At 68.8% G+C, this 22,627-nt stretch carries 20 protein-coding genes and 1 pseudogene; 13 read left to right on the top strand and 8 right to left on the bottom strand.

Annotated features, from left to right (window positions below; all coding sequences use genetic code 11):
- The 9 genes from AB0C02_RS31875 to AB0C02_RS31835 form a co-directional block, all read left to right on the top strand.
- Window positions 1-857: zinc ribbon domain-containing protein (locus tag AB0C02_RS31875; RefSeq protein WP_357552854.1), on the top strand; the 857-nt coding region annotated here is incomplete at its 5' end.
- 84 nt (window positions 858-941) lie between these two features.
- Window positions 942-1,253 carry a hypothetical protein gene (locus AB0C02_RS31870; protein ID WP_357552853.1) on the top strand — a complete coding sequence of 104 codons (312 nt, stop codon included), beginning with the start codon at window positions 942-944 and terminating at the stop codon, window positions 1,251-1,253.
- A 6-nt stretch (window positions 1,254-1,259) separates the two neighbouring features.
- Window positions 1,260-1,439: a hypothetical protein gene (locus AB0C02_RS31865; RefSeq protein WP_357552851.1), complete on the top strand. Its 180-nt coding sequence runs from the start codon at window positions 1,260-1,262 to the stop codon at window positions 1,437-1,439.
- 40 nt (window positions 1,440-1,479) lie between these two features.
- A complete protein-coding gene (locus AB0C02_RS31860) occupies window positions 1,480-1,944 on the top strand; it encodes a hypothetical protein (RefSeq protein ID WP_357552850.1) in 465 nt (154 codons plus the stop codon).
- A 342-nt stretch (window positions 1,945-2,286) separates the two neighbouring features.
- A complete protein-coding gene (locus tag AB0C02_RS31855; RefSeq protein WP_357552849.1) occupies window positions 2,287-4,197 on the top strand; it encodes an Hsp70 family protein in 1,911 nt (636 codons plus the stop codon).
- A gap of 1 nt (window position 4,198) precedes the next feature.
- Window positions 4,199-6,274, top strand: a complete 2,076-nt coding sequence (locus tag AB0C02_RS31850; RefSeq protein ID WP_357552847.1) for a hypothetical protein — start codon at window positions 4,199-4,201, stop codon at window positions 6,272-6,274.
- Window positions 6,275-6,600: 326 nt separating this feature from the next.
- A complete protein-coding gene (locus AB0C02_RS31845) occupies window positions 6,601-9,321 on the top strand; it encodes a LysM peptidoglycan-binding domain-containing protein (RefSeq protein WP_357552846.1) in 2,721 nt (906 codons plus the stop codon).
- Window positions 9,318-9,989, top strand: a complete 672-nt coding sequence (locus tag AB0C02_RS31840; protein WP_357552844.1) for a hypothetical protein — start codon at window positions 9,318-9,320, stop codon at window positions 9,987-9,989. The genes AB0C02_RS31845 and AB0C02_RS31840 overlap by 4 nt, the downstream gene beginning before the upstream one ends.
- A complete protein-coding gene (locus AB0C02_RS31835) occupies window positions 9,986-11,476 on the top strand; it encodes a hypothetical protein (RefSeq protein WP_357552843.1) in 1,491 nt (496 codons plus the stop codon). The genes AB0C02_RS31840 and AB0C02_RS31835 overlap by 4 nt, the downstream gene beginning before the upstream one ends.
- A gap of 380 nt (window positions 11,477-11,856) precedes the next feature.
- On the opposite strand, the gene AB0C02_RS31830 is transcribed toward AB0C02_RS31835, so the two are convergent.
- From AB0C02_RS31830 to AB0C02_RS31810, 5 genes and pseudogenes are all read right to left on the bottom strand, one after another.
- Window positions 11,857-12,465 carry a hypothetical protein gene (locus AB0C02_RS31830; RefSeq protein WP_357552842.1) on the bottom strand — a complete coding sequence of 203 codons (609 nt, stop codon included), beginning with the start codon at window positions 12,463-12,465 and terminating at the stop codon, window positions 11,857-11,859.
- A gap of 241 nt (window positions 12,466-12,706) precedes the next feature.
- Window positions 12,707-13,240, bottom strand: coding sequence for a hypothetical protein (locus AB0C02_RS31825; RefSeq protein WP_357552841.1), 534 nt, complete (start codon window positions 13,238-13,240; stop codon window positions 12,707-12,709).
- 289 nt (window positions 13,241-13,529) lie between these two features.
- Entirely contained in the window at window positions 13,530-14,153 is a 624-nt protein-coding gene (locus AB0C02_RS31820; RefSeq protein ID WP_357552839.1) for a hypothetical protein, read from the bottom strand.
- Between the two features lie 136 nt (window positions 14,154-14,289).
- A pseudogene (locus AB0C02_RS31815) lies at window positions 14,290-15,206 on the bottom strand (tyrosine-type recombinase/integrase).
- A gap of 66 nt (window positions 15,207-15,272) precedes the next feature.
- Complete coding sequence (locus AB0C02_RS31810) at window positions 15,273-16,316, bottom strand: PQQ-binding-like beta-propeller repeat protein (protein ID WP_357552838.1); 1,044 nt, start codon at window positions 16,314-16,316, stop codon at window positions 15,273-15,275.
- Window positions 16,317-16,322: 6 nt separating this feature from the next.
- On the opposite strand from AB0C02_RS31810, the gene AB0C02_RS31805 reads away from it, so the two are divergent.
- On the top strand, window positions 16,323-16,568 hold the full coding sequence (locus tag AB0C02_RS31805) for a hypothetical protein (protein WP_357552837.1): 246 nt from the start codon (window positions 16,323-16,325) through the stop codon (window positions 16,566-16,568).
- Window positions 16,565-17,173 (top strand): class I SAM-dependent methyltransferase, encoded by a 609-nt coding sequence (locus tag AB0C02_RS31800; RefSeq protein WP_357552836.1) that lies wholly within the window; start codon window positions 16,565-16,567, stop codon window positions 17,171-17,173. Before AB0C02_RS31805 ends, AB0C02_RS31800 begins: the two co-directional genes overlap by 4 nt.
- 57 nt (window positions 17,174-17,230) lie before the next feature.
- On the opposite strand, the gene AB0C02_RS31795 is transcribed toward AB0C02_RS31800, so the two are convergent.
- A complete protein-coding gene (locus AB0C02_RS31795) occupies window positions 17,231-18,043 on the bottom strand; it encodes a tyrosine-type recombinase/integrase (RefSeq protein WP_357552834.1) in 813 nt (270 codons plus the stop codon).
- 561 nt (window positions 18,044-18,604) lie between these two features.
- On the bottom strand, window positions 18,605-20,407 hold the full coding sequence (ltrA, locus tag AB0C02_RS31790) for a group II intron reverse transcriptase/maturase (protein WP_357552832.1): 1,803 nt from the start codon (window positions 20,405-20,407) through the stop codon (window positions 18,605-18,607).
- Window positions 20,408-21,097: 690 nt separating this feature from the next.
- Between ltrA and AB0C02_RS31785 the strand changes: the two genes are divergently transcribed.
- Both AB0C02_RS31785 and AB0C02_RS31780 read left to right on the top strand, forming a co-directional pair.
- Complete coding sequence (locus AB0C02_RS31785) at window positions 21,098-21,517, top strand: hypothetical protein (RefSeq protein ID WP_357552831.1); 420 nt, start codon at window positions 21,098-21,100, stop codon at window positions 21,515-21,517.
- Between the two features lie 241 nt (window positions 21,518-21,758).
- Entirely contained in the window at window positions 21,759-22,337 is a 579-nt protein-coding gene (locus AB0C02_RS31780; protein WP_357552830.1) for a hypothetical protein, read from the top strand.
- A gap of 129 nt (window positions 22,338-22,466) precedes the next feature.
- On the opposite strand, the gene AB0C02_RS31775 is transcribed toward AB0C02_RS31780, so the two are convergent.
- Complete coding sequence (locus AB0C02_RS31775; protein WP_357552856.1) at window positions 22,467-22,616, bottom strand: WYL domain-containing protein; 150 nt, start codon at window positions 22,614-22,616, stop codon at window positions 22,467-22,469.
- Window positions 22,617-22,627 lie beyond the last annotated feature (11 nt).

Below are 22,627 nucleotides of genomic sequence, written 5' to 3'. Positions count from 1 at the left end.
ACGAGATCCAGCACGTGTCCGGCCGCCGCACGAACCTGAACGATGCCCTCGCGTGGGCCGCCGCCCGCTGGACCGTCGACCAGGCCATCGCCGCCGGGGCCAGCGTGATCTACCTGGAAGATCTGCGGTCGATGGAAGCTCGGGGCATGGGCCGCACCATGAACACGCGCCTGTCCCAACAGGTCCGCGGCAAGATCGCCGACCGCATCCGGCACCTCGCCGCCGAGGCCGGTGTCGCCGTCGTCACCGTCCCCGCCCGTAACACCTCCAAACACTGCCCGCAGTGCCTGACCCCGCTACGGCACCGTAAGGCCCCGGACAAGCCGACCGTGGCGGGGTGGAAGTGGGCCGTCTGCCCCCACCCGTCCTGCGGTTGGCAGGGCGACCGCGACCACGGCGCCTGGCGGCGCATCGCCGCCCGAGGCCTCACCCACCAAGCCAAGACCGTCATCGACAAGACCAGCGGTGCCATGGTGATCCGGGCGGTCGTCGACACGCTCGAAGCCGCAGCCGTCGTCACCCCCACCACTACCAAGATCAGCCGGACGGACCGGTCCAAGACCGGCCCCACCCCGCGCAAGCCAGCACGCCCCGCGCCCAGGCGACGCAGGGCACCCTCCCCCACCCGACCTCACGGCCGGGCGGGCAAGCGTCCGGAGGGACACGCACCAACGGACCGGAAACTGCCCCGCGCAGCCCACCGGCACCAGAACGTGACCACGACCAGCACACCCACCACAGGCCACCAGCCACACGGAGCAGCGCTGGGCGCAGGATTCCATCTCCACGCCCACGCCACCCCAGCCAGGTGGGAAACGATCCCGGAAACGTACTCCGACACAGGATCGCTTAGCTGATCTGAGACGCTTCGCAACCCATGCCGACCATCCTCGCGCATCAGGCCTTCGAGCACCCCGATGCCGGTCCGCTATTCTCCGCCGATGGCATCGAAGGGAAACGCCGCGCTGGAGGCGATGATCGAGGACGCCACGGTCGACGCGTACGGCGACGACGAGCAGCTCACCGGCCTGTTCACCATGATTGAAGAGCATCTGGCGGTGCCGTTCACCACCATCGTCCTCGGTGTCGAGGTCACCGTGCGCAAGATCGACCTGACCGAGGACAGCATCGTCGCGGTCTGCGCCCGAGGCTGCCACCGGCAGAGGATCGACCTCCTCGACCTACCGCTACCCACCCCCGCGCCGGACGGTGCCGCGTGGATCGACGCCTACCGGCACTGGGCCGTGAGGTAGGCCACGGTGAGCGAGTACCAGTACTACGCATTCATCGCGGTCGACCGACCTCTTACCAGCCGGGAGCGGGCCGAGCTGCGGTCGCTGTCCACCCGGGCCGACATCACCGCCACCAGCTTCGTCAACACCTACGAGTGGGGCAACTTCAAGGGCGACCCCCGCAAGCTGATGGAAACGATACTTTGACGCGCACCTGTACCTGGCGAACTGGGCCACCCGCCAGCTCATGCTGCGGCTACCGAAACACGGGCTCGACCCCGCCACGGTGGCCCAGTACTGCCAGGGTGACAGCGCGTCCGTGTGGACCGCCGGCAAGCACGTCATGATCGACCTCCACGACGAGGACGAGACGGCACCGGCGAGTGGGATCTCGACGGCCACGGTCTGCTTTCCCTCGATCATCCCGGTCCGGGCCAGCCTTGCCGCCGGCGACCTGGGCCTGCTGTACCTGGTCTGGCTCCGCTGCGTACAGTCCGAGGAGATTGCCGACGACGAGCCCGAACCGCCCGTCCCGCCGGGCTGGGCACCCCTCGACGCGCCCCTCACCGCCGTCGCCAAGTTCCTGCGCATCGATCCCGACCTGATCGCGGCTGCGGCGGCCGGGTCGGCGCCGGCCGCCGGTGAACCGACCGCTGCGCAACTACGCGCCTGGGTCGTGGGGCTGCCGCCAGGGACAAGGACGCCATCCTGACCGACCTGGTCACCGGCGGCGACAGCCACCTACGCAGCCAACTGCCGCGACGCACACCGCACCCGACGATGCCCGGTCATGCGGGTGCACAGGCTCGCGGAGCGTGCCGACGCACCTGTGGTGTGGTGCCGAGGTGGGTGTCGCGTCCCCGAGGTTGCCCCGGAGGGACCGTGACCGGACCTCGCGAGGGGGCGCGGCCTGGTCAGCTCGGGACACGCTGCCATGGAGCCAGCGTAATGAACCGAGACCGCCATCGGTGTCTGCCCGGCGCGTGGCGCGGTGGAGAGGACCGTTTCTGTGTGTAGCTGCGGGGTGACGTGAATGTGATCCTCATGTTTGACTATGCCTATGGCAGCGGGGGAGGCACGGCTGGCGATTGACTGTGGCACTGCCAGCACTGTCGCCGTACTTGCCTGGCGAGACGGCAGCTCATCTCTGTTGTCCTTCGACGGGATGCCGTACCTTCCCACCGGCGTCTACCTGTCACAGGACGGAGAGCTGTGGACGGGGCGGCGGGCGTGGCAGGCTGCGGCGGACCAGCCAGCTCGGTTCATCCCGAATCCACGGCGCCCTGTCGATGAGCAGATCACCGTCGACGGATCCGGTGTGGATTCGGTGGAGGCGATGGCCGCGACGTTGCGCCGGGTTGCTGGTGAGGCGGAGCGGATGGTGGGCGGTCCGGTTGCGGATGTGCGGCTGGTGGTGCCGGCGGGGTGGGGACCGCGGCGGCGGACGTGGCTGCGGCAGGTCGCTCACCGCGCCGGTCTGGCGCGGCCTCGTCTGGTGGAGGCCCCGGTGGCGGTGGCCGATCATCTCCTCGCCTCCGGATTGCAGGTGCCGGTGGGGTCGTTCATCGTCGTGTGTGATGTGGGTGCGGGCGCCGAGGTCAGCGTGCTGCGGCGGGGGCCGGCCGGGTTTGAGGTTCTCGCGACTTTGGCGGATCCGGACGCTGGCGGCGGCGCGGTCGACCGGGCTCTGGCTGCCTCTCTCATCGGTGGCCAGACGTCGGAGGGTGAGGGCTGGTGGGCGGTGGCGGCCAGCGTGCAAGCCGCGAAGGAGGCACTGACTGCCCATCCGGCGGTGACGGTGCCGCTGCCTGATCGGCCACCCGTGGTCGCCACCAGCGTCATGGCGGAGACGGCCGCCCGGCCCGTGGTGGAGCGGGTTGCGCAGTTGGTCGGCGATGCGATCACCGCCGCGGAACTCGTTCCAAGCGATGTGGCGGGCATTTGGTGCGTCGGTGGCAGCGCGCACCTGCCGCAGCTGCAGGCCCTGTTGACGGAGCGGACGGGTGTGGCTGCGTTGGTGGTGGCGGAGCCGACGCTGGCCGCCGCGCTGGGTGCGGCGGAGGTGGGCGCTGCCAGTCCCGACAGCGTCGATCATGTGGAGGTGGCGGTGCCGCCGGTGCGGCGGGCGGCCGCTATCGCGGTGCCGGGTTTGGCGTCCCTTGCCCTGCTGTGGCAGTTCGTGGTGACCGCGGAGGTCAACAACGCCTTGTACCGCGTTCACTACTGGGTGCTGCTGAACTGGGGTGAGCTGGCGGTGGCGGCCGTGTTCGCTGTCCTGGCGTGTCTGAGCGCGGGAACCGTCCTCGGCTCCCTCATTGCCGCTCACAGCCCTACCGCCGAGGCCCGGTCGGAAGGCGGGAAGGTCAGCGTCGGGATTGTCGCCGCCGTCTCCCTCGGGGTCGCGATTGCGGGCATGTACGCGGTGCTCGGCAGCCAGTACTTCAAGCTGCCCCTGGGTGGGTTCCTGCCGTGGGCGTTGTGGCCGATCACGCCGATCGTGCTGATAGCTGTCGCCATGGCGGTGGTCGCCGCCCGCCAGTGGCGGGCCCCGCACGGCGGCTGGACGGCGCTGCTGGCCGCGCCCACCGGCTCGGTGGTCGCCGCCGCCGCCGGGACGATGCTGATCCAGTACTCGATGACCGCCACCCGGTGGCCGAGGCTGGTGCTGTGGATCGACCTTGCCGGCCGGCTCGGTGGCCTCCTGCTCGGCGTGGGTGTGGTGATGGCCGTGGTGTCGCCACTGGTGTTGCGGCTGATCCTCGGCGTGCCGCTGACGATGATCACCGCGTCGATCGTCAGTTGGCGGGCCACCGGCATCCTCGGCGTCTTCTACGCCATCGCCATCGCGTTCTGGTGGGCGGCCCGGTTGTGGACCCGCATCATCCGCCCCGCCACACCCACTCCCCGCAGGCCCGCCTCGACAGCGATACCGGGTGGTGCGATGCCACCGGCCGGAGGTCGGTGAGGTGCGCTGGCCGCGGCAGGTGATGTCGCTGCTGTTCGTCCTGCTGCTCCTGACCGGCCCGCCGGCAGTGTTGGTGTTCGTCGTCGGCCCGCCGGTGCACGGATGGCCTGACGGGCAGCAGGTCCGGGCGTGGGTGCAGCAGCCACTGACCGAGCAGACCGTGGTGGCCGGATTGACCATCGCGGCGTGGCTGGTGTGGCTGCTGCTGGCCTACACGGTCACCGTCCGAGTCCTGGCCCGGCTGCGCGCCGGCGCCGCCTGGCTACGGCGCATGCCCCTGCCGACGCCCCTGCAGGCCACGGCCAGCGGAATGGCCGGAGCGGCGGTGTTCACCGTCGCCGCCAACACCGCGACCACCACGCCACCGCAGCCTGCCCTCCCGGTCGCCGCCGGCACCCTGGACGCCCCGGCTGACCCCGCCGACCTCGACCCGTACGGCAGCGTCCGCGGTGATGACGGGATCGCGGTGTCCGGCGGGTGGCTGCCCCGCGAGGTCGCCGACCAGATCGCCGCCGCCGCGGCGCTCGTCTGGCTGCGCCGCCGCCTGGCCTACCAGCCCCACCCACCTGGACCGCCGGCACGCGAGGACCGGGACCTGGTTCCACTGCCCGCGACCGCCTGCGCCGTGCAAGCGGCCCTCACCAACCACCCCCCACCTGCTGATACGGGTGAAGGCCCGCCGGTGGGGATGCCGGCCCTCGTCTCCGGTCTCCCTGCGACCGGGGTGGGGCTCAGCGGGCCGGGCGCGGCGGCTGCGGCGAGGGGTCTGCTGGTCACCGCCCTGCTGGCCGGACGCCAGCATTCGGCGGTCTCGCTCGTCGTCACCCACACCGCCCTGGCCCGCCTGCTCGGCCCCTCCGCCGAGGCGCTACAGCGGCATCTACCGCGGCTGACGGTCGTGTCCGGCCTCGACGAGGCGGTGCACGTCCTCGAATCCCCAACACCCAGTGATGGCAGTCACGGGCGGGACGAACCGCAACCAGGCACGTCGGCCGCTGTTCTGATCATCGAAGAACCACCAACGGACGCCGCCGACCGGCTGGCCGCCTCGCCGGCCGCCAGCGCGGTGGTCGTGGTCGCGTTGGGCGGATGGCCGGCCCGTACCACCTGGCAGGTCGACACCACAGGCCACACCCGCGACCCCCACCGACCCGGGTGGGCCGGGCCACGATTGTGCGTACTCGACGCGATCGCCGCCCTGGACCTGCTCACGGTGATCGCCCACACCAACCCGCCAGCACCCACACCACCAGCGCCGAACCCATCCCCGCCCGTCGTCCGGTCATCCGGCTGGCGGGTGCCGCGGCAGGCAACCGGACACGACCCGCTTCGCCGGCCCGATGCCCCTGGCCGGCCGCTGCAGCTGCGGGTCCTCGGCGACCCGAAGCTGATCGCCGACGGTCAGCCGGTGACCATCCGCCGCACCGCCGCCATGCAGGCCCTGGTGTTCCTCGCCGCCCACCCCGACGGAGCGGACAACCGCCAACTGGTCGACGCCCTCTGGCCGGGCCTACCCCGACACACGCTCACCAACCGGCTCTACACGACACTCAGCACGCTGCGGGGCGCCGTCCGCGCCGCGTGCGGGCTGGCCGTCATCGATCACACCGACGACCGGTATCGCCTCAACCCGGCCCACCTGGACGTGGACCTGTGGCGATTCCACACCGCGGTCCAGCACGCCGCCACCGCCCTCACCGAACCCGCCACCGCGTGGCAAACAGTCATCGACGCCTACCCGGGCGACCTCGCCGCCGGCCGCGCCTGGCCCTGGCTCGACCCGATCCGGGAAGCCACCCGCCGGCATGTCATCGACGCCCACGTCGCCCTCGCCGCCGCCGCACCCGACCCGCACCACGCCCTGACCGTGCTGCAGCACGGCCTCCTCGTCGACCCCTACAACGCCGACGTGCACGTGCGAGCCATGAACGCCCTCGCCGCCCTCGGCGACCACCAAGCGGTCGACGACCTGCACGACACCTACACCCGCCGCCTCGGCGAAGCCGGCCTCCACATCAGCGACGAGGTCCGCGACACGGCCGCACGACTCAGCAGCGCCACCGTTCCCGGCCGATAAGCGCCGCCCCTACCGGCGGTGCGGTCCGCTGCTGCAGCCCGGTCACCGTGCCCGCCCCGCACCTGCGCCCCGCCTTCCACATTCGACGAAACGCCGGGGTCGGGACACCAACATGGCGTCACGCGCACCTTTATCGCGTCGGGACAACCGCCTCCTGCGGGCCGCTGAGCTGCGGTGTTAGGTCGTGTAAGACCGTGTGAGGTTCTGTAAGCCCGCACGCCACTGCCGCGCACCGCCAGCCGGCATACCGTCGCCCCACCACCATCCCCGCACCACGCGGCACCGCCCATGCGCCGGTGAGGCACTCGACAGGCAGGAGGCAGGCGATGAGAACCCGAACGACGTCGGCAGCCAACGCGGTGGCATCCACGCTACTGCTCGCGGCCGTGCCCACCGCGCTCCTCCGCCTCGCCGCTCGGCCCAAGATCGAAGGATCGTGGTCTCAAGCGGTGCAGGACTGGATCCAGCAACCCCTGACCCCGGGCTTCCTCGCCGCCCTCGCCTACACCGCCGCGTGGCTGATATGGGCGCTGCTCGCGGCTTCCGTCGCGGCCCACGCCTACAACCGCATCACCCGGGCGCTGCGATGGATGCCGGCGCTGCACCTACCCGGACCGTTGCAGACCCTCACCGCGACCCTGCTGGGCCTCACCGCCGTCAGCGCCACCGCCGCCCCCGCACACGCCGGCACCCCCACCGCCACCTCGGAGGAAACCGCCCACCCATCCCCGCCCGCGCAGACCACCACCCCCGCCGCTGACGCCGTTGGCCGGCCGGCCGCAGCCTCCCGACCACCACAGGACCACGTCACCACCTACACCGTCCGCCGCGGCGACACCCTCGCCGGCATCGCCCGGCAGCGCCTCGGCGACGCGGACCGCTGGCCCGACATTTTCGCCATCAACCGCGGCACCCACTTCCCCAAGGTCGGCGGAACACTACGCAACCCCGACCTGATCTACCCCGGCTGGACCCTCCACCTACCCGCCACACCCAACACCCCACCGACACCGGGCCCGCCGCGCTCGGCTGCCACCCCACCGGCAACGGCCACGCCGACCACCCCGCCAGCAGCAGGGCCAGACACAGCGGCGACCGTCACCCCTTCGGCATCGCCGAGTGTCGCCCAAGGGTCGTCGAGTCCGACCGTGCCGCCCGCCGCGACCGATCAGGCACCAGCAACAATCCCCAGCAGCACACCACCGGCAGAGCACAGGCCGTCAGAGTCCACCGCGCCCACCCTCCCGGCGACCCCGATCCCCGCCGCGTCGGCGTCGGCTTCCGCCCCCTCGGCCGCCAGCGATAGCCACAACCCGGCAGTGGCCACCGACGAGCACGGCGTGCAGCTATCGCCGTCCAACTGGCTGCCCTGGTCACTCGCCGCCGCGATCAGCGCTGCCGCCGTGTTGGTCTGGGCACAACGCCGCCGCCGCTACACCGGCGAACCCGACGCCGATCCGCCCACGCACCTGCCACCACCCGTGCTGCACCTGCGCCGCGCCGTCACCCGCAACCGCGAACAGGCGAACCCGGACAGCCACGACACCGCGCCACCCGCACTCGTGCCCGACCTCGCACCGCTGCCAGCCGGCGGAACCGGCCTCATCGGCGACGGCGCGCACGCCGCCGCCCGCGCCGCCCTCGTCGCAGTCCTGGCCTCCGGCGACCCGGATCACCCCGACGAACGCGGCGAAATCGTCAGCGACACCGCCACCCTCGAAGCACTGCTCGGCCCCGACGCGGTGGCCTTCGGTCCGTGGCCGCGGCTGCGCGTCGTCGACAGCATCGATGACGCACTCACCGTGATCGAGGCGAAACTCCTGCACCGCAGCCGCATCCTCGACGAACACGCCCTCACGGACCTGGACACCCTGCGGCAGCAAGCCCCCGACGAGGAAGCGCTGCCGCCGATCATGCTCATCACCGAAACGCCGCCCGAAGCCGCCAGCATGCGAGCCAAGGTCGCTCTCGCGCTGGGCGGAAATCTGCACGTGTCCGCGCTGCTGCTCGGGGGATGGGCACATGGTGTCACCGTCGAGGTCGCCACAGACGGACACCCCACACCCGTCTCCGGTCACGCGGCCGAACCGATGCCGCCACGTCTGCCCGTGCTCGGACCGGCCACGGCGATCCAGATCCTGACCACACTGCGCGAGGCGCAGACCGGTGAACCGTCCGCCATCGCCTCCCCAGCCGTACCGGTCACGGTCGTGCCTCTGCACACCAGCCGCGTACAGAACCCGCCCGACGCCGCCGACCTGCTCGCCCCCGTCATCGCCAAGCCCGCCGCCGACACCGCGCCGGCACGCGTACGGCTGCGGGTGCTCGGCCCGCCGGGCATCGACAACATCACCGCGCAAGGCCGACCACTCCGCGCCAAAGCCCTCGAACTGGCGGTGTACCTCGCCGTCCACCCAGACGGGGCCACCACCCGCGAGATCGGCGAATACCTCGAACCCGACGCCCGCATCAGCCAAGCCGACCAACGCGTACACACCAACGCCTCGAACCTACGGCACGTCCTCGGCCGCGCCGGCGCCCCAGACACGAAGAACGCCTACCTCATCAAAACCGCCGGACGCTACCGACTCGACCCCACCACCGTCGACGTCGACGTGTGGACCCTCCGCGACCTCATGCGCCGCGCGACCATCGCCACCGAGCCACGCCGCCGCGAACTGCTCACCGCCGCCTGCGACCTCTACACCGCGCCCCTGGCAGAAGGCCAGGACTACGAGTGGCTGCAGCCGCACCGCGAAACGGTGCGCCGCTGGGGCACCGAAGCCCACCTGCTGCTCGCCGACGACCTCCTCGACCACGACCCGCAGGCCGCATCCAACCTGCTCGACAAGGCCATCGGACTGGACCGCTACAACGAGGCCCTCTACACCAAAGCCATGCACGCCCGCCACACCCTCGGCGACCCAGACGGCATCCGCACACTCCTGCGCGCCCTGACCAAAGCCCTCGCCGACCTCGACGCCGAACCACAAGAAGACACCATCACCCTGGCCACCCAACTCCGCACCAGCCTGGACAAGAAGTGACCGCCACCGACGCGCCACCCCGCGCACGCCTGCTGCCTCTGCTGGCCCCCGGGCCGATCCTGCGCTCGGCCACCGCCGTGCACAGTGCGTCCGGCGACCAGCCATGGCGAGTCGCCTGCTCGTGCCGGCAACCGCTGTGGGCCAACGCCATCCGCCCGTCCAGCCGATGCACCGGATACGGACAACGCATCGACCCACCCCCGTACACGGTCCAAGCCACCGCCCCGCTGGCCGCCATCGCACCTCCACTGCCCGGCCACACCGCCTGGCTATTGGCCGCCTTCGCGCGGTGGACCGCCGGCAGGATCGTCCTCGCCTTCGTTGACCTGGCCGCCGCCATGCGACTGCCGCACCGGGTCACCGCGATCACCACGGCCGGGTTCCTCACCAATCCGGCCGCCGCGTCGCAGGGGAAGCTCCGCAGGGGCGATGCCACCCTCGCGGCACGGGTCGCCGCCCTCAGCTGGCACAGCCGGGCGACCGCCTACGCCGAACCGCTGCTCGGCTCCGGCGCCCCGGCCGTCACCGCGACCACCCTGCCTCGTACGACTCGCCTGGAAGGCCCGCGCGCACCTGCCGCTCGGCCCGTCCCGGATCGCTGCCGCCGCCGTCGTCCTCGTGCGGCCATAACCACCACCTCGAACCAGCGAGGACGGAACCGACCGTGAACATCGACGACCTCAGCGCGCTCTACTACGCCAACGAGACACTGCTGACCGCCCTTGCCACCCTGGCCGGGCTCGGCCTCCTGCTCGCCATCGCCAGACGGATACGCAGGATGCAAGAGCACCGGCTGACGCTCCTCGTCGCCAACATCCTGACCATCCTCGCGGCGGCGCTGGCAACGATGGTGTCCGCGTCGGGCATGTGGAAGTTCTTCACCGACGTTCTTGGCCCGTCACCGCTGCGGATCGTGTTCTTCGCCTACATCGAGGTCGCGCTGTTCGCGAGCGCGCTGCTGGCCCGCGCCCGACTGCTGCGCGAGCCGGAGAAAGGCTCTACCGGGGTTGATGGCGTCGCGGTCTGGTTCCTCGCCGGCCTGACCGCAAGCCTGTCCGCCCTCGACGCCGACACCTTCCGCGAGGTATGCCTGCGCCTGGTCGCGCCGTTGGTCGCCGCATGGATGTGGGAACGCGCCCTGGCAGCCGAACGCAGCGCCCGGCTCGGCAGAACGGCAACCGGCATCCACTGGGCCATCACGCTAGAGCGGATCTTCGTCTGGCTGCGACTGGCCGAAGCCCAAGGTCGCGACGTTTCTGAGGTCGACCGCGCGCGTCGGCGTGCCCGGCTCGGCCGCGCCCGCCTGAACCTGCACCTGTTGCAGAACAAGGAGAAGACAGCCGCATGGCGGCTACGCCGCGCCCACCACAAGGTGATCCGGCAGGCGATGCAAGCCGCCGAGCACATCGGTCTGGCCGACTTCCCCGGGGCCGCAAACGAACGCGAAGCCATCCAGATGTATATGGCCACCCTCTATGGGTTCGCTGACGCCACCTCGCCGGCTGCCGTAGCGCACCTCAACGCCTGGCGGTCGGGTGCCACCCGAAAGCCGGACGGCAACATCCCCGCAGGACTGCACAACGAGGCAGGCGACGATGCCAAGCCGGGCCAGATCGCCACGACGCCCAGCAGCACCATCCCACTAACCGAGTTCGTGCCCCACGAGCCCAACGGGCACGGCAACGATGACAAGACCAGCAGGCCGAGCACCGTCGCGGCCCCACCCAACGGCGGTCCCGGCGAAGACAAATCAGGCCCCGACGAGCGCGGGCTCGCCCGAACCGAGCGCACGCGGGCTGGTCATCGACACGATCTACGTGCTGCCGGCTCCCCGCTGGACGAGCCAGCCCACCCGTACGGCCAACCAACAGCAGCACCATGGGAACCGTTCCAGCGAACCCAGCACGACGAGCCGCCACCCGACGAGAACGATGACCACGGCGAGGGCACGGAGGAGGACGCCGACACCTCTGCCGTCGCGGCCATGCGCCGGTTCTGGGACAGCGAGACCGCCAAGGGCCGTATCCCCACGGGGGCTGAACTCTCCCGCGCTGCAGGCGTGCCACCGAGCACCGGACTCGGGCGACGCAAGCGCCGCGAATGGAAGGCCGACTTGCCTGAACAGCTCAAGGCCGCCGTTGGGACGAGTAGGTGATCGCAAACTCAGCGATCACTTACCGGGCGAGGTCTCGAACAGGCAATGCCCGGTGCCAGCCGGCAAAGCAGGCACCGGCACCGAGGGCGGGCCGGCCAGCGGCTCTCGGCAACGGTGGTGTCGATGGCTGTCACGGGACCGGCAGGGACACCGGCGGCGGTGAGGCGGTCGGGCTGGTCGCACCAGGTCATCTCGGACAGGTAGAGCCGGCGGTCGATCAGCGCCCGCCCCGCGGATGACAACGTTGGCCAGGAATACCCCGACCTACTGTTCTCGACACCTTGTCGGCTACGCTCAGTTACTGGCTGGTGGCCAGCTGCCGCCCGGATTGCGGCAGATGCGGTCACCGTGCCCGACGTCCGACGTTGGCCGGGCGTTCGTCAGTGCAGAAGCCGTTGCGCCCAATAGACCTGGCCGTCGGGACCCACGCTGATCAGGGCAATCAGCAGGTCTTCCACTGCGGCGGGTGCCGTAGCCACCATCTGCTCAGGCGGTGTTCCCGGGCGCGCCGCGTGGAGCACGGTCTGGAACGTCACCGGTGATGCGTCTGCCGAATACACGAAGATGGCACTGCCCGAACTCCAGAACGACCCGTTGATCTCCCGCGTGCCGACGCCTTGCAGCCACGGGTAACGCTTCTGGGCGAGGTCGAGAGATCCGTCCGACCCTGCACCGACGTGGTCGGGCCGGGCCGAGGTCACCGCGATGAAGCCAGGCATGAGATGACTGCGCTTGTCCAGCAGAACGATCCGAAAGGAGCTGTCCTTCTGCGGGTTTGGCGGTCGAGTCCAGGTGACGCGCCCGAGGAAGATCTGGTCGCCGTCACCGGCTACTTCCGTGTTGACCGGTTTGAGCGCGGCGTCTGCTGTCGCCTGGTCAACGAGTTGAAGCGTCGCTTGAGCGCTCAGCGCAGCAGGCCCATATGGCGGTCGGTTGTGCCACCAGCGCCAGCCAATCACGCCGGCAGTTCCGGCGAGGAGGATCGCCACGCTCAGAATCAGACCCGCCCGTCGCTTCATACCGGCAGTAGAGCACAGCAGGTCGAACGCTCATCGACAAGCTGACGCCGCGGCGCCAACATCCGCACATCGGCACGTCCGGACGTGAGTCAGCCCGGAGGACGATCACCGTGCGTAACGAGCGCTTCGCGGCCAGATCCGCGCACGTGACCTCGGGCACGAGGCCGTCCAGGGCCGAGGACGCGCCGAGTCTTCTTGAGGCGGGCCGCGGTCAGCCGGAGATGGACGGCGGCGGTGGCGCTGTGCGGCCGAGTCGGGTCGATTGCAGTTGGGGCGGATTGGCCGCGCCGACGTCAGCGGACAGTTGGTGCCGGAGTTCGCTGGCGAGCGCGCGCAGAGCATGCGACTCGTCCGCGTGCAACGGTTGCTCCTCCGACTGCTCGCAGGCGTCGCGGTCGTCGGGTATCGCTTGGGCGAGGGAGTTGAGCAGCCGCATGTATACGTCCTTCGCGGCCACGGTAAGAAACATTCCTCCCGCGCTCTCGCCGAAGTACCAGTCGTGGAAGTCCTGGCGAAACCGACGAAGGTCTTGTCGCGTCGGGACTTCGGTGGGTCGCCAGTACCGTGGAAGGCACCTGGAGATGTGGAACAGCTGTTGGTAGCTTTCCAGCCGCTTGTCCCGCAGCGCGCGATCGTATGAGTGTTCAAGGTCCATGCGTTTGGTGGACCGCGTTGTGAGGTACGTGGCGACGGCGCTGAGAAGCGCTCCGAGAACCACGCCGACGAGGCCGACGAACGCCGCCATTGCATCATCCTCTCGTCCGGGCCGTGCATCTGACGTACCCCGGATGCAACCCTCGGGCCGGGCGACCCGGATCACAATCACCAAGCGGACAGCCGCCATCCGGTCATCGGCACGCGCGTGCACGGGGATCGAGCCGACGCCTGCGCCGGACATCCACGGAGAGTGACGGGAGTTCCTGCCTTCCGGCGAGCCCGCTCGGCGGCGGATCCGGATACGTGACTTTGGCAAATCCGCTCGGCGGTGGTGGCAACAGCTGTGACGGTGACCCTCGGGTCGTGGACCAGGCCGGTCAGGCGGCCGGTTCGCTGGTGGGCGACCGGTGGCCTCCGTGGCACGCGACCAACGCGTCTGCCACGATTTCAGCGTCAGCTTCTGCGACGTCCGCCGGGTACTCCGGTAGCAGGTCGTCCCAGACGACCAGCCACGACCCCCACAATTGGGCCTGCCCCTCGGGCCGAGCGAAGAACCAAACGTGCAGGTGGGCGCCACCATCTCCGATACGGTAGACGTGGGCCCGCGAGATGTGCGGCAGTGCCTGCATGTGGCGGACGATTCGAGTGCTCAACAGCCCCAGCTCGGCGGCCAGTTCGTCAGGTAGATCCGCCATGTCGTAGTGATCGCGCGGATACAGCATGAGCACCAGCGGGACGCCCACTCCCGGAATCCGGACCAGCCGCCAGTGATCGTTGATCCAGATCCCTTCGTTCCGGTCGCGGCAGGCGTTGCAGTCCGACGGATCCTCGCCGTGCCGCGCGGGCTCCGGGAGCACCGGCGGGCGCAACGGCGCTACGCGCAGTCCGTCCGGCTCGAACGGACTGATCTCCCATCCCGTCATGCGTGCCAACGGGAGCCGGCGCTCGCTGTCCGCGACGGCGACTGCGTGGTGATAGAACTCGTCCGGTCGTAAGGCCATGCGGCGAAGACTAGTACGACAGGATTCCAAGTGATCGATAGCCCTGTTGTGGCTGCCAGGCACCGCCGACGGTCTCGTACTCGATGGTCCGGATGAACCCGAAGCATCCGCTCGTCGGCAAAGCCGCGAGCGCTTGCTACGTCCCGGAGGCCATGTACGCGGCCAGGATGTAGTTGGGGTGCCGGTCGAGGTTCTTGCGTGCTCGGTCGTAGCGCATGGTGGTTCGCGGGTCGGCGTGGCGGGCGGCGATCTGCACGTCGCGGAGGCTGACGCCGGCGTCGAGCATGGTGGTCACGAAGGTGTGGCGGAGCATGTGGGGGTGCATTCTCGGCATCCGGATGCCCGCGTGTCGGCCAGGTGCTTGAGTCGGCGGGTGGCGGCGTGCCGGTCCATCCGCCGACCGTGGGTGTTGCGCAGGATCGGCCCGCTGGTGCGCTCGTCAACGGCCCTGTCGATGGCCCTGGCGACCGCGGGTGGCAGTGGGACGAGCACGACCTTGCCGCCCTTGCCGCGTACGCGCAGGACCCGGTGGCCGTGCTCCTCGCCCAGGTCCGCGATATTCGACCCGCAGGCTTCGAAGATCCGCAAGCCGAGCAGGCCCAGCAGTGCGACCAGGGCGAAGTCGTTCGGATTCGAGGACTGTCGGGCGGTGGTGATCAGAGCCTCAAACTGCAGGTGCCCCAGTCCGAGGGTCGGTGACTCAGCCGGCACCGTGGGCCGGCGAACGTAGTCGGCCGGCGAGTGCTCCAGGATGGCGTCGATGACGCAGACCCGATAGAACCCGACCACGACCGACAGCCGGCGGGACACTGTCGAGGGTTGATACTGGCGTACGTCCTGCAGCCAGCGCACATACTGCTCGATGTCCACCCGAACCGCCGTCAGCGGGTCAAGACCATGGTCGCTGCACCAGCGGAGGAAAACGCGCAGGTCGGACTCGGTATGGACGCGAGTCTGGCCACGGTAACGGCCCAGGAAGGCGGATACCGCGGCTCGCACAACGAGTTGATCGGCAGATACGACACCGGAAGCGGGAGCAGGATAGGCAGCCATACATCACCGTGCGTCACCACCGGTGATGAACGCCAGCACGCCGGGAGCGGCATGAGCGGATACTCGCTAAAGAAGCGGGGCGGTTGCCGTGGTCGGACCTTCGAGCGTGACGAGGTGACCTTTGCCGATTGCGTGCGTCAGACCGTTGTTCCCGGGAACCAGCCGGTCAACCCGCGCCGATAGCCGTATGCGGGCGACGACGTTGCCGGCGCGGTCGATGGTAACCAGCGAACCGTCCGCGAAGGCGAACAGCACGCCGCCGGACACCAGGGCCGAAGCGAGGACAACGCCGTGCGGTAGATGCCGTACGGCGGTGACGGCACCATGACTCACGTCGATGACCGTGATGCCGGCGTCCTCGACGAGCCACAGCGTGTCGCCGTGGAGGATCGGCGCTTGTGGGCGGAGATCACGCTCGTGGTGCCACAGCACTTGCACACCGCGCACCGGATGAAAAGTCATGACCGTGCGTCGACCGCTGAGGAAGGTGAAACGGCCATCGTTGCTGGCTCCATAGCTGTCGCCGGCATCGGGGAAGACCACCGGCGCCGGCAGCGTCCACTCCCTCAGGACGGCCCCGGAGGCGGCCATCATCAGTAGTTTTGGCAGACCGGTGCCCGCGATGAGCACCGCATCGGCGGCAGAGTCGTGTTCGGGCCTCCAACGAACCGGCTGCGGCCAGGCCAGTGGACCGGCTCCGGCAACCGCAGCGCCATCGAACGGCAGGCACCTACCGTCGGCAAGGGCCACCCGAATCAAAGGGTGGTAACCGCGCCACCCTCCAAGCAGTACAGCAGAGCCGCTGACGCTGATGTAATGCCGCAGGCTCATGCCGGGCGTCGACCACAGTCGTTGCCCGTCGTCCAGGTCGAAGCAGTGCAGAACTCCTGCTTGGCTCAGGTAAAGGCAGCACTCACCCGCGATAACGGCCGTGCCCCAGCAATCCTCGACACACTGTTCCCACAACTGCACCCCGCTACGCGGGTCCAGCCGGACCAGACGCGAGTGCCGCTCCGCCACGACGAGGGAACCGGACGCCACCGCCATCGCCTGCAGGCCCGAACTCAGATGTAACGGCCGCGACCACAACACGCTGACCGACTGACCCACCACGGCATGATCGCACGTATCGGCACGGTGGTGACACGCACTCAACTCGGCCAGTTCAGGATGCCCGAACGCCGCGAAGCGCCGACCACCCAGACTGAGGCCGACGCGCGGCTGACGCGCACGGACGGCGGCAGATGTGTGCCCATCTGGCCTTCCCTCGGATCGCCGGATGCGGGCACCACGAGCATCGACGCGCGTCCTCCGCTGGCCCGGCTGCTCGGCAATCCGAGAGCCCATATAGTCGCGTGGTGAACTTGGAGAAGGTCCGGCAGGCATATACGTCCGCCGCGGAGCTCTACATCGAAATGCTCGGTACAACCCAGCAGGTGCACGCCGACGACCTCGCCTTCATCGCACGGCATCTGGCGGGTCGACCTGGCACGGTACTCGATCTGGGCTGTGGGCCTGGCCATATCACCGATTTCCTTCGCTCGCTGGGCGTCAACGCAATGGGAATCGACATGGTTCCCGAGTTCATCGCCCACGCGCAGGCAGTCCACCCAAGCGGTAGCTACCAACTCGGGTCGTTCGAAAATCTCGCCGCTGCCACCCACTCCATCGCCGGCATCCTGGCCTGGGGCTCGTTGATTCATCTACCACCGCAAGATCTTGACGGCGTGCTCGCCGAGTTCCGGCGAGCAATGGCCCCGGTCGGAACGTTAGTGGTCGCTGTCTTCGTAGGTGACGAGGTCGCGGCCTTCGATCACAAGGTCGTGACCGCCTATCGCTGGCCCGTTGACGAGTTCTCCGAGCGACTGGCGCGGGCTGGCTTCGCGGAAGTTGAGCGCCTGCAGCGGCCCAGCGACGGCACTTATCGGCCACACGCCGCCATCGCGGCAGTCGCGACCGAAGGGTGAGCTGAGTCGACGAGCCCCGTGCACGCACTGTTTTCGGCAGAGTCGCGAACGGGCTGATCATGTTCCGGAGGCCATGTAGGCGGCGAGGATGTAGTTGGGGTGCCGGTCGAGGTTCTTGCGTGCTCGGTCGTAGCGCATGGTGGGTCGTGGGTCGGCGTGGCGGGCGGTGATCTGCACGTCGCGGAGGCTGACGCCGGCGTCGTGCATGGTGGTCACGAAGGTGTGGCGCAGCATATGCGGGTGCGTCCTCGGTATCCGGATGCCTGCGGCCTGGGCGAGGTGTTTGAGCCGGCGTGTTGCTGCGTGTCGGTCCATCCGCCGGCCATGGGTGTTGCGCAGGATCGGCCCGGCGGTGCGGTCGTCGACGGCCGGGTCGATGGCTCGGGCCACCGCGGGTGGTAGCGGGACGAGGACGACCTTGCCGCCTTTGCCGCGTACGCGTAGGACCCGGTGGCCGTGTTCCTCGCCCAGGTCGGCGATGTTCGACCCGCAGGCTTCGAAGATCCGCAGCCCGAGTAGGCCCAGGAGCGCTACCAGGGCGAAATCGTTTGGGTTCGGGGACTTCCGGGCGGTGGTGATCACAGCTTCGAACTGCAGGTGCCCCAGTCCGAGGGTCGGCGACTCGGTCGGCACCGGGGGCCGGCGGACATAGTCGGCCGGCGAGTGCTCCAGGATCGCGTCGATGACGCAGACCCGATAGAACCCAACCACGACCGACAGTCGACGGGACACCGTCGAGGGCTGGTACCGGCGTACATCTTGCAGCCAGCGCACGTACCGCTCGATGTCCACCCGCGCCGCAATCAGCGGGTCCAAGTCATGGTCGGCGCACCAGCGGAGGAAGACTCGCAGGTCGGACTTGGTGTGCACGCGAGTCTGGCCACGGTAACGGCCCAGGAAGGCCGACACCGCGGCCCGCACAACGAGTTGATCGCCAGGTACGACACCGGAAACCGAAGCAGGAGAGATAGTCATACATCACCGTGCGTTACCGCCGGCGATGAACACCAGTCCACCCGGAGCGGCAGAAGCGGGCGTTCCGTGAGTGTTGGGGGGCTTGTTGGGATACTCGATCCATGACTCGGAATCGGCGACGGCCCGGCGATGAGGCGTACCGAACTGCGGTCAGCGCTGTCGCTGCCTATCTCGCGGACGAGGACGCCGATGTCTACAACATCGCCGACGCTGCGGTTCGCGTCGATGGCTTGGGTTACGCGTTGAACCTCACCGCCCTCGCCGCGACGGCGATCACTGCTCTGGCTGGGGCAACCGGCCGTACACCATTGGAGGTGCTGCGGTCGATGGAGCCCGAGGGACGGAACTTGCCCAGATAGCCGGTAGGGCGGCGCGCTGTCGGGCCGGGTAGCGACGGCGCATTGCTGCGCCGCCGCCCCCTCAGAACCGGACGTGCACGATTTCCATGCATCCGGCTCAAGCAAGCTCTATGGCTCGCGGATGGTTGCAGTGCTGGTCTGCCGTTTTGCCGCTGGTGCGGCGGTGGCAGTGGGTGTGGAGCAGACGGAGTTGCGGACCGTGTGTGCTGCCGTCCTGTCGTAGGCTGATGGCGTTGTGATCCACAGCTTTCCGCAGGCCGCGATACCACTGTTCCCATTCGCGTGGGGTTCGTGGCGGGCGGTCGGCGTGCAGCAGAAGCTGCCCGCAGGCGACGCAGCGGGCCCGTTGGCTGTCGAGCAGCTGCTGGGTGGTGCGGTCGACCGGGGGTTGCATCCTGCGGCGTCGCCGTCGGCTGTTCCAGTAATCGGCCAGCACGGGGTCGTCAGGTGACGCGGTGCCGGTGACCACCTGGTGGCGCACGATCCTGGTCCAGGCGAATTTCTGCAGGTAGGCGCCGCTGTCGCGGTCACCGAAGACCCACTTGTTCTGCCGGGACTTGTTGAACATGCCGAAGTAGCGGGCGACGACCCAGCTCGTCGGCTTGTTCGGGTGGGTGTGTCTGGCCCATTTGTAGACCAGTTTCCACAGGTAGTGGTCCAGCGAGGTGAATATTTCGCTGGACACTACGCTCCGGTAGTAGGCTGCCCAGCCTCGGATGATCGGGTTGAGGCGGGCGATCACCGCGGCGGCGTTGCTGCCGCGCAGTGCACGCACTTCGGTGCGTAGCCGTTTCCGGATCCGTCTGACCGCCGCTTTACTCGGTTTGATCAGCAGCAGGCCGTGATAGCGGCGGACGTTGAACCCGAGGAAGTTGTAGCCCTCATCGAGGTCGACCACGCGGGTCTTGTCCTCGTTGAAGGCTAGTCCTCTCGGCGTCAGCCACGCGGCCAGCCGGGCCTTGATCTGGATCGCTTCATCCCTGGTTCGGCATAACGCGACGAAATCGTCGGCATATCTGATCAGTACCGGGCTGTCCGGGGCCGTGGCGACACCGTCGGCTGCGACGGCGCGGTAACGGACCCCGGCGGCGTGCTCCATCCCGTGCAACGCGACGTTCAACAGCAACGGGCTGACCACCCCGCCCTGCGGAGTTCCCTCCTCGGTCGGGGTGAACGCCCCCTGCTCGACCACTCCGGCCGTCAGCCAGCTGCGGATCTGTTCCCTGGCCGGGAACCCGCCGAGCTGACCGAGCAGATGGTGATGGTCGATGCGGTCGAACGCCGCTTTCAGGTCCGCGTCCAGCACCCACCGCCGGGCCGGGTTCTTTCCCTTGACGGTGTTGAAGGTGGCCTGGATGGCGTCCTGACAGCTGCGTCCGGGCCGAAACCCATATGATCTCGGCTCGAACCGGGCTTCCCATTCCGGCTCCAACGCGGCCGTCACCCGGGCCTGCAACACCCGATCGACGATCACGGGAATGCCGAGCGGACGACGCCGGCCATCCGCTTTCGGGATATACACCCGCTTGACCGGACGAGCCTGCCAGGGCTGCTGCCGACGCTGAACAGCCTCTGCCAGCGCGGCTTTCTCCTGGCCGCCGAGGACGATCCTGCCGTCCACGCCCGCCGTCAAGCGTCCAGCGTTGACCTCCGTGACCCGACGAACCGCCAACAGCGTGTTCGCGCGGGACCGCAGCATCAACTTCTGCAGATTCCGGACCGTTTTGAGATCCCCTACCCGCGACGCCGTGAAGATCCGCTGCCGCAACCGCTGTACTTGCCGCTCACAGGCACGCCAATCCACCGCGTCCCAGTCAAGCGCGTCCTCCGGTCCGTTCACCACCGTGACCACAGCCCCAGCGATGCCCAACTTGCCCTTCGGTTCCAGCTTCGTCGTCATCGTCTCTCACACGAGCTCACCTGACCCGCGTCAGCCTGCTTTCACAGCCGGGCACCCGGCCCGGTATCCGGCCAGTTATCCGCGACACCGCCCAGGAGGAGAACGGTCAGTTCGCCGCGGTTTCCTGCCGCCTTTCGGCCACCGGCATTCGCTTCTCGGGTCATCCTGTTCCCGCCGGGGAGCTGGGCCTTCCTCACGGTCGGCTTACCGCCCCCACAAACCAGCGGGCGGACCCCGTCGGGGTTTCCACGTTCCACACTCACGAGTTACGACCGGGGTGGGCGCCCTCTATACCCCGGGGACCAGCGGTGCTCTCCTGACCGGATGCCGTGCCCGGCCAGCGCCTGCCGCATTCCAGCGGCTACGTCCCTGCACTCCGCCTGACCATCCCACCGCGCGGAGCTCCGTTTTACGAGGCATCAACAAGGGTTCACGCGATTCACCCGTCCGGTCTGCCCCTCACCCGTGGTCCTCTCGATGGGACGAGGACCCCTTCGGCTTTCCCCTCGGGCTTCGCACCCCGCCGTTACCAGCAGCGCACGCCAAGGGCAGGGCCAGGCAGCGAGCACGCGCCCGGGACTACACCACCGACATCACGTCGGCCCTCCTAACTGCGAGTCCACTCGCAAAGTGCGACATCGTGTCGCAACGGCAGATCCGGATGCCGTGGGTCGCGCCCATACTTGCACCGTGACCAACCAGAGGGATGCCCTTCCCGTGCTCGTCATCGACGGAGCCTCGTTCGTCGACTTCGCCGGCTTCGTACGGGAGTTCTCGCAGCTGCTTCGTCATGGCACCTGGAATGGAAGCCTCGATGCCTTCAACGACACCCTCCGCGGAGGCTTCGGCACCCCCGAGACCGGCTGGGTACTCAAGTGGGTCAACTCTGACTCGTCCCGGATCGTGCTCGGTTATGACGCGACGGTCCGATGGCTGACGCAAATCCTCTTCACCTGCCACCCATCGCACCGCGCGAGCATCGAGGCCAGGGTCGGCGACGCACAGCGTGGCCGAGGGCAGACGCTGTTCGACATGATCGTAGAGATCATCCACGACCACGGCCCAGGCGGCAGCGAGTCCGAGGACGGCATCATCCTCGAATTGCTCTGAACCGTTCGGGTCCGACCTCCTGACCGTTGACGCCCGACCACCAACAGCGTCCGCTCACCAGGTCAACGCCTCCGCTGGCCACGGCTCCCAGGGACGACGCACGATCCGCGGCATGACAGGGCGTCGGATGGGTTGTTGGGATGGGCCGGTGAGGTGTGGAGCCGCAACAGGAAGAAGCAATGGTTGCAGGCGACCGAAGCACCGGTAGGCTTCGTCGGTGCTAAGAATCGGTGCCGCGTCAATGCTCGTGCTGCTTGTTGCGGGCTGCGCCGAGCAGGCTCTCCCAGCGCAGAAAGGCTCGACGACCCAGGCCATCGCTACACAGGACGAGCAGGTCTTGCGCCGCTGGTCGCAATGGAACACGTCGGCGTTGCCAGGTACGGCCTACCCGGAGTTGCCCCATCGCGACTCTTGCGGGCCCGATCCAAATTCGGACCTTTGGTTTCTCGATGCACAGCGAGTGCCGGGTCGGGACGAACGATGGACCTGCACGCTACCGGCGGGCCGGTCGCTGGTGGTAGTGCCGACCGGTGTTGTGAGCCCTGACCAGTCAATTTGCCGAGAAGGGCTCAACCGGCTCGACAGCCCGTTGTCCGCCGAGGGTGAGGCCTATGTCGACGGCGAGCCGGTGGTTCTGCAGATGGGCGAGCCGCTCCAGATTGCGGCGGCGGACCCGGTCGCAGCTGTCGCACCACAGATGTACTTTTGCGCGCTCTGGGGCATAGCAGGGCCCTTGGGGGCGGGGCGGCACACAATCATCCTTCGGAACACCGTCGCCGAAAAGACAGGAACAGCCACTGTGGACGTCACGGTGCAATGACTCGGCCAGTGGGCATGTGTGTTCGTCATCTGATGCTGGCTTCGTACGTTCCGCCGGATGCACTCACATCGGCAAGAGCGGATGTTCATGCTTGCCGGCATACCAGCGTCGGCGGGCTGCTGTGGTGGTCTACTCGCCTGCGTTTGCGTGGGTGAGTAGGCGGGCGGCCAGGGCGCGCACTTCGGCTCTGAGTTCGGCGGGCCGTTCGATGGTGAAGGGCCAGCCGAGCCCGGCCAGCATCTGGGCGGCGCCGTCGAGGTGTTCGGCTCGGGTGGTCAGCCGAACTCCGT

The organism is Micromonospora sp. NPDC048999 (genome assembly GCF_040649295.1).
Taxonomy (GTDB): domain Bacteria; phylum Actinomycetota; class Actinomycetes; order Mycobacteriales; family Micromonosporaceae; genus Micromonospora.
The sequence above is the reverse complement of the archived record's forward strand: the minus strand, read 5'-3'. Positions and strand labels throughout refer to the sequence as shown.

Coding starts and splice junctions, on each gene's coding strand:
- AB0C02_RS31805 (WP_357552837.1), top strand. CDS start 16,323: ATGATCGCACGTATCGGCACGGTGGTGACACGCACTCAACTCGGCCAG.
- AB0C02_RS31825 (WP_357552841.1), bottom strand. CDS start 13,240: ATGGCGGCGTTCGTCGGCCTCGTCGGCGTGGTTCTCGGAGCGCTTCTC.
- AB0C02_RS31845 (WP_357552846.1), top strand. CDS start 6,601: ATGAGAACCCGAACGACGTCGGCAGCCAACGCGGTGGCATCCACGCTA.
- AB0C02_RS31820 (WP_357552839.1), bottom strand. CDS start 14,153: ATGGCCTTACGACCGGACGAGTTCTATCACCACGCAGTCGCCGTCGCG.
- AB0C02_RS31855 (WP_357552849.1), top strand. CDS start 2,287: ATGCCTATGGCAGCGGGGGAGGCACGGCTGGCGATTGACTGTGGCACT.
- ltrA (WP_357552832.1), bottom strand. CDS start 20,407: ATGACGACGAAGCTGGAACCGAAGGGCAAGTTGGGCATCGCTGGGGCT.
- AB0C02_RS31860 (WP_357552850.1), top strand. CDS start 1,480: ATGCTGCGGCTACCGAAACACGGGCTCGACCCCGCCACGGTGGCCCAG.
- AB0C02_RS31780 (WP_357552830.1), top strand. CDS start 21,759: ATGCTCGTGCTGCTTGTTGCGGGCTGCGCCGAGCAGGCTCTCCCAGCG.
- AB0C02_RS31870 (WP_357552853.1), top strand. CDS start 942: ATGGCATCGAAGGGAAACGCCGCGCTGGAGGCGATGATCGAGGACGCC.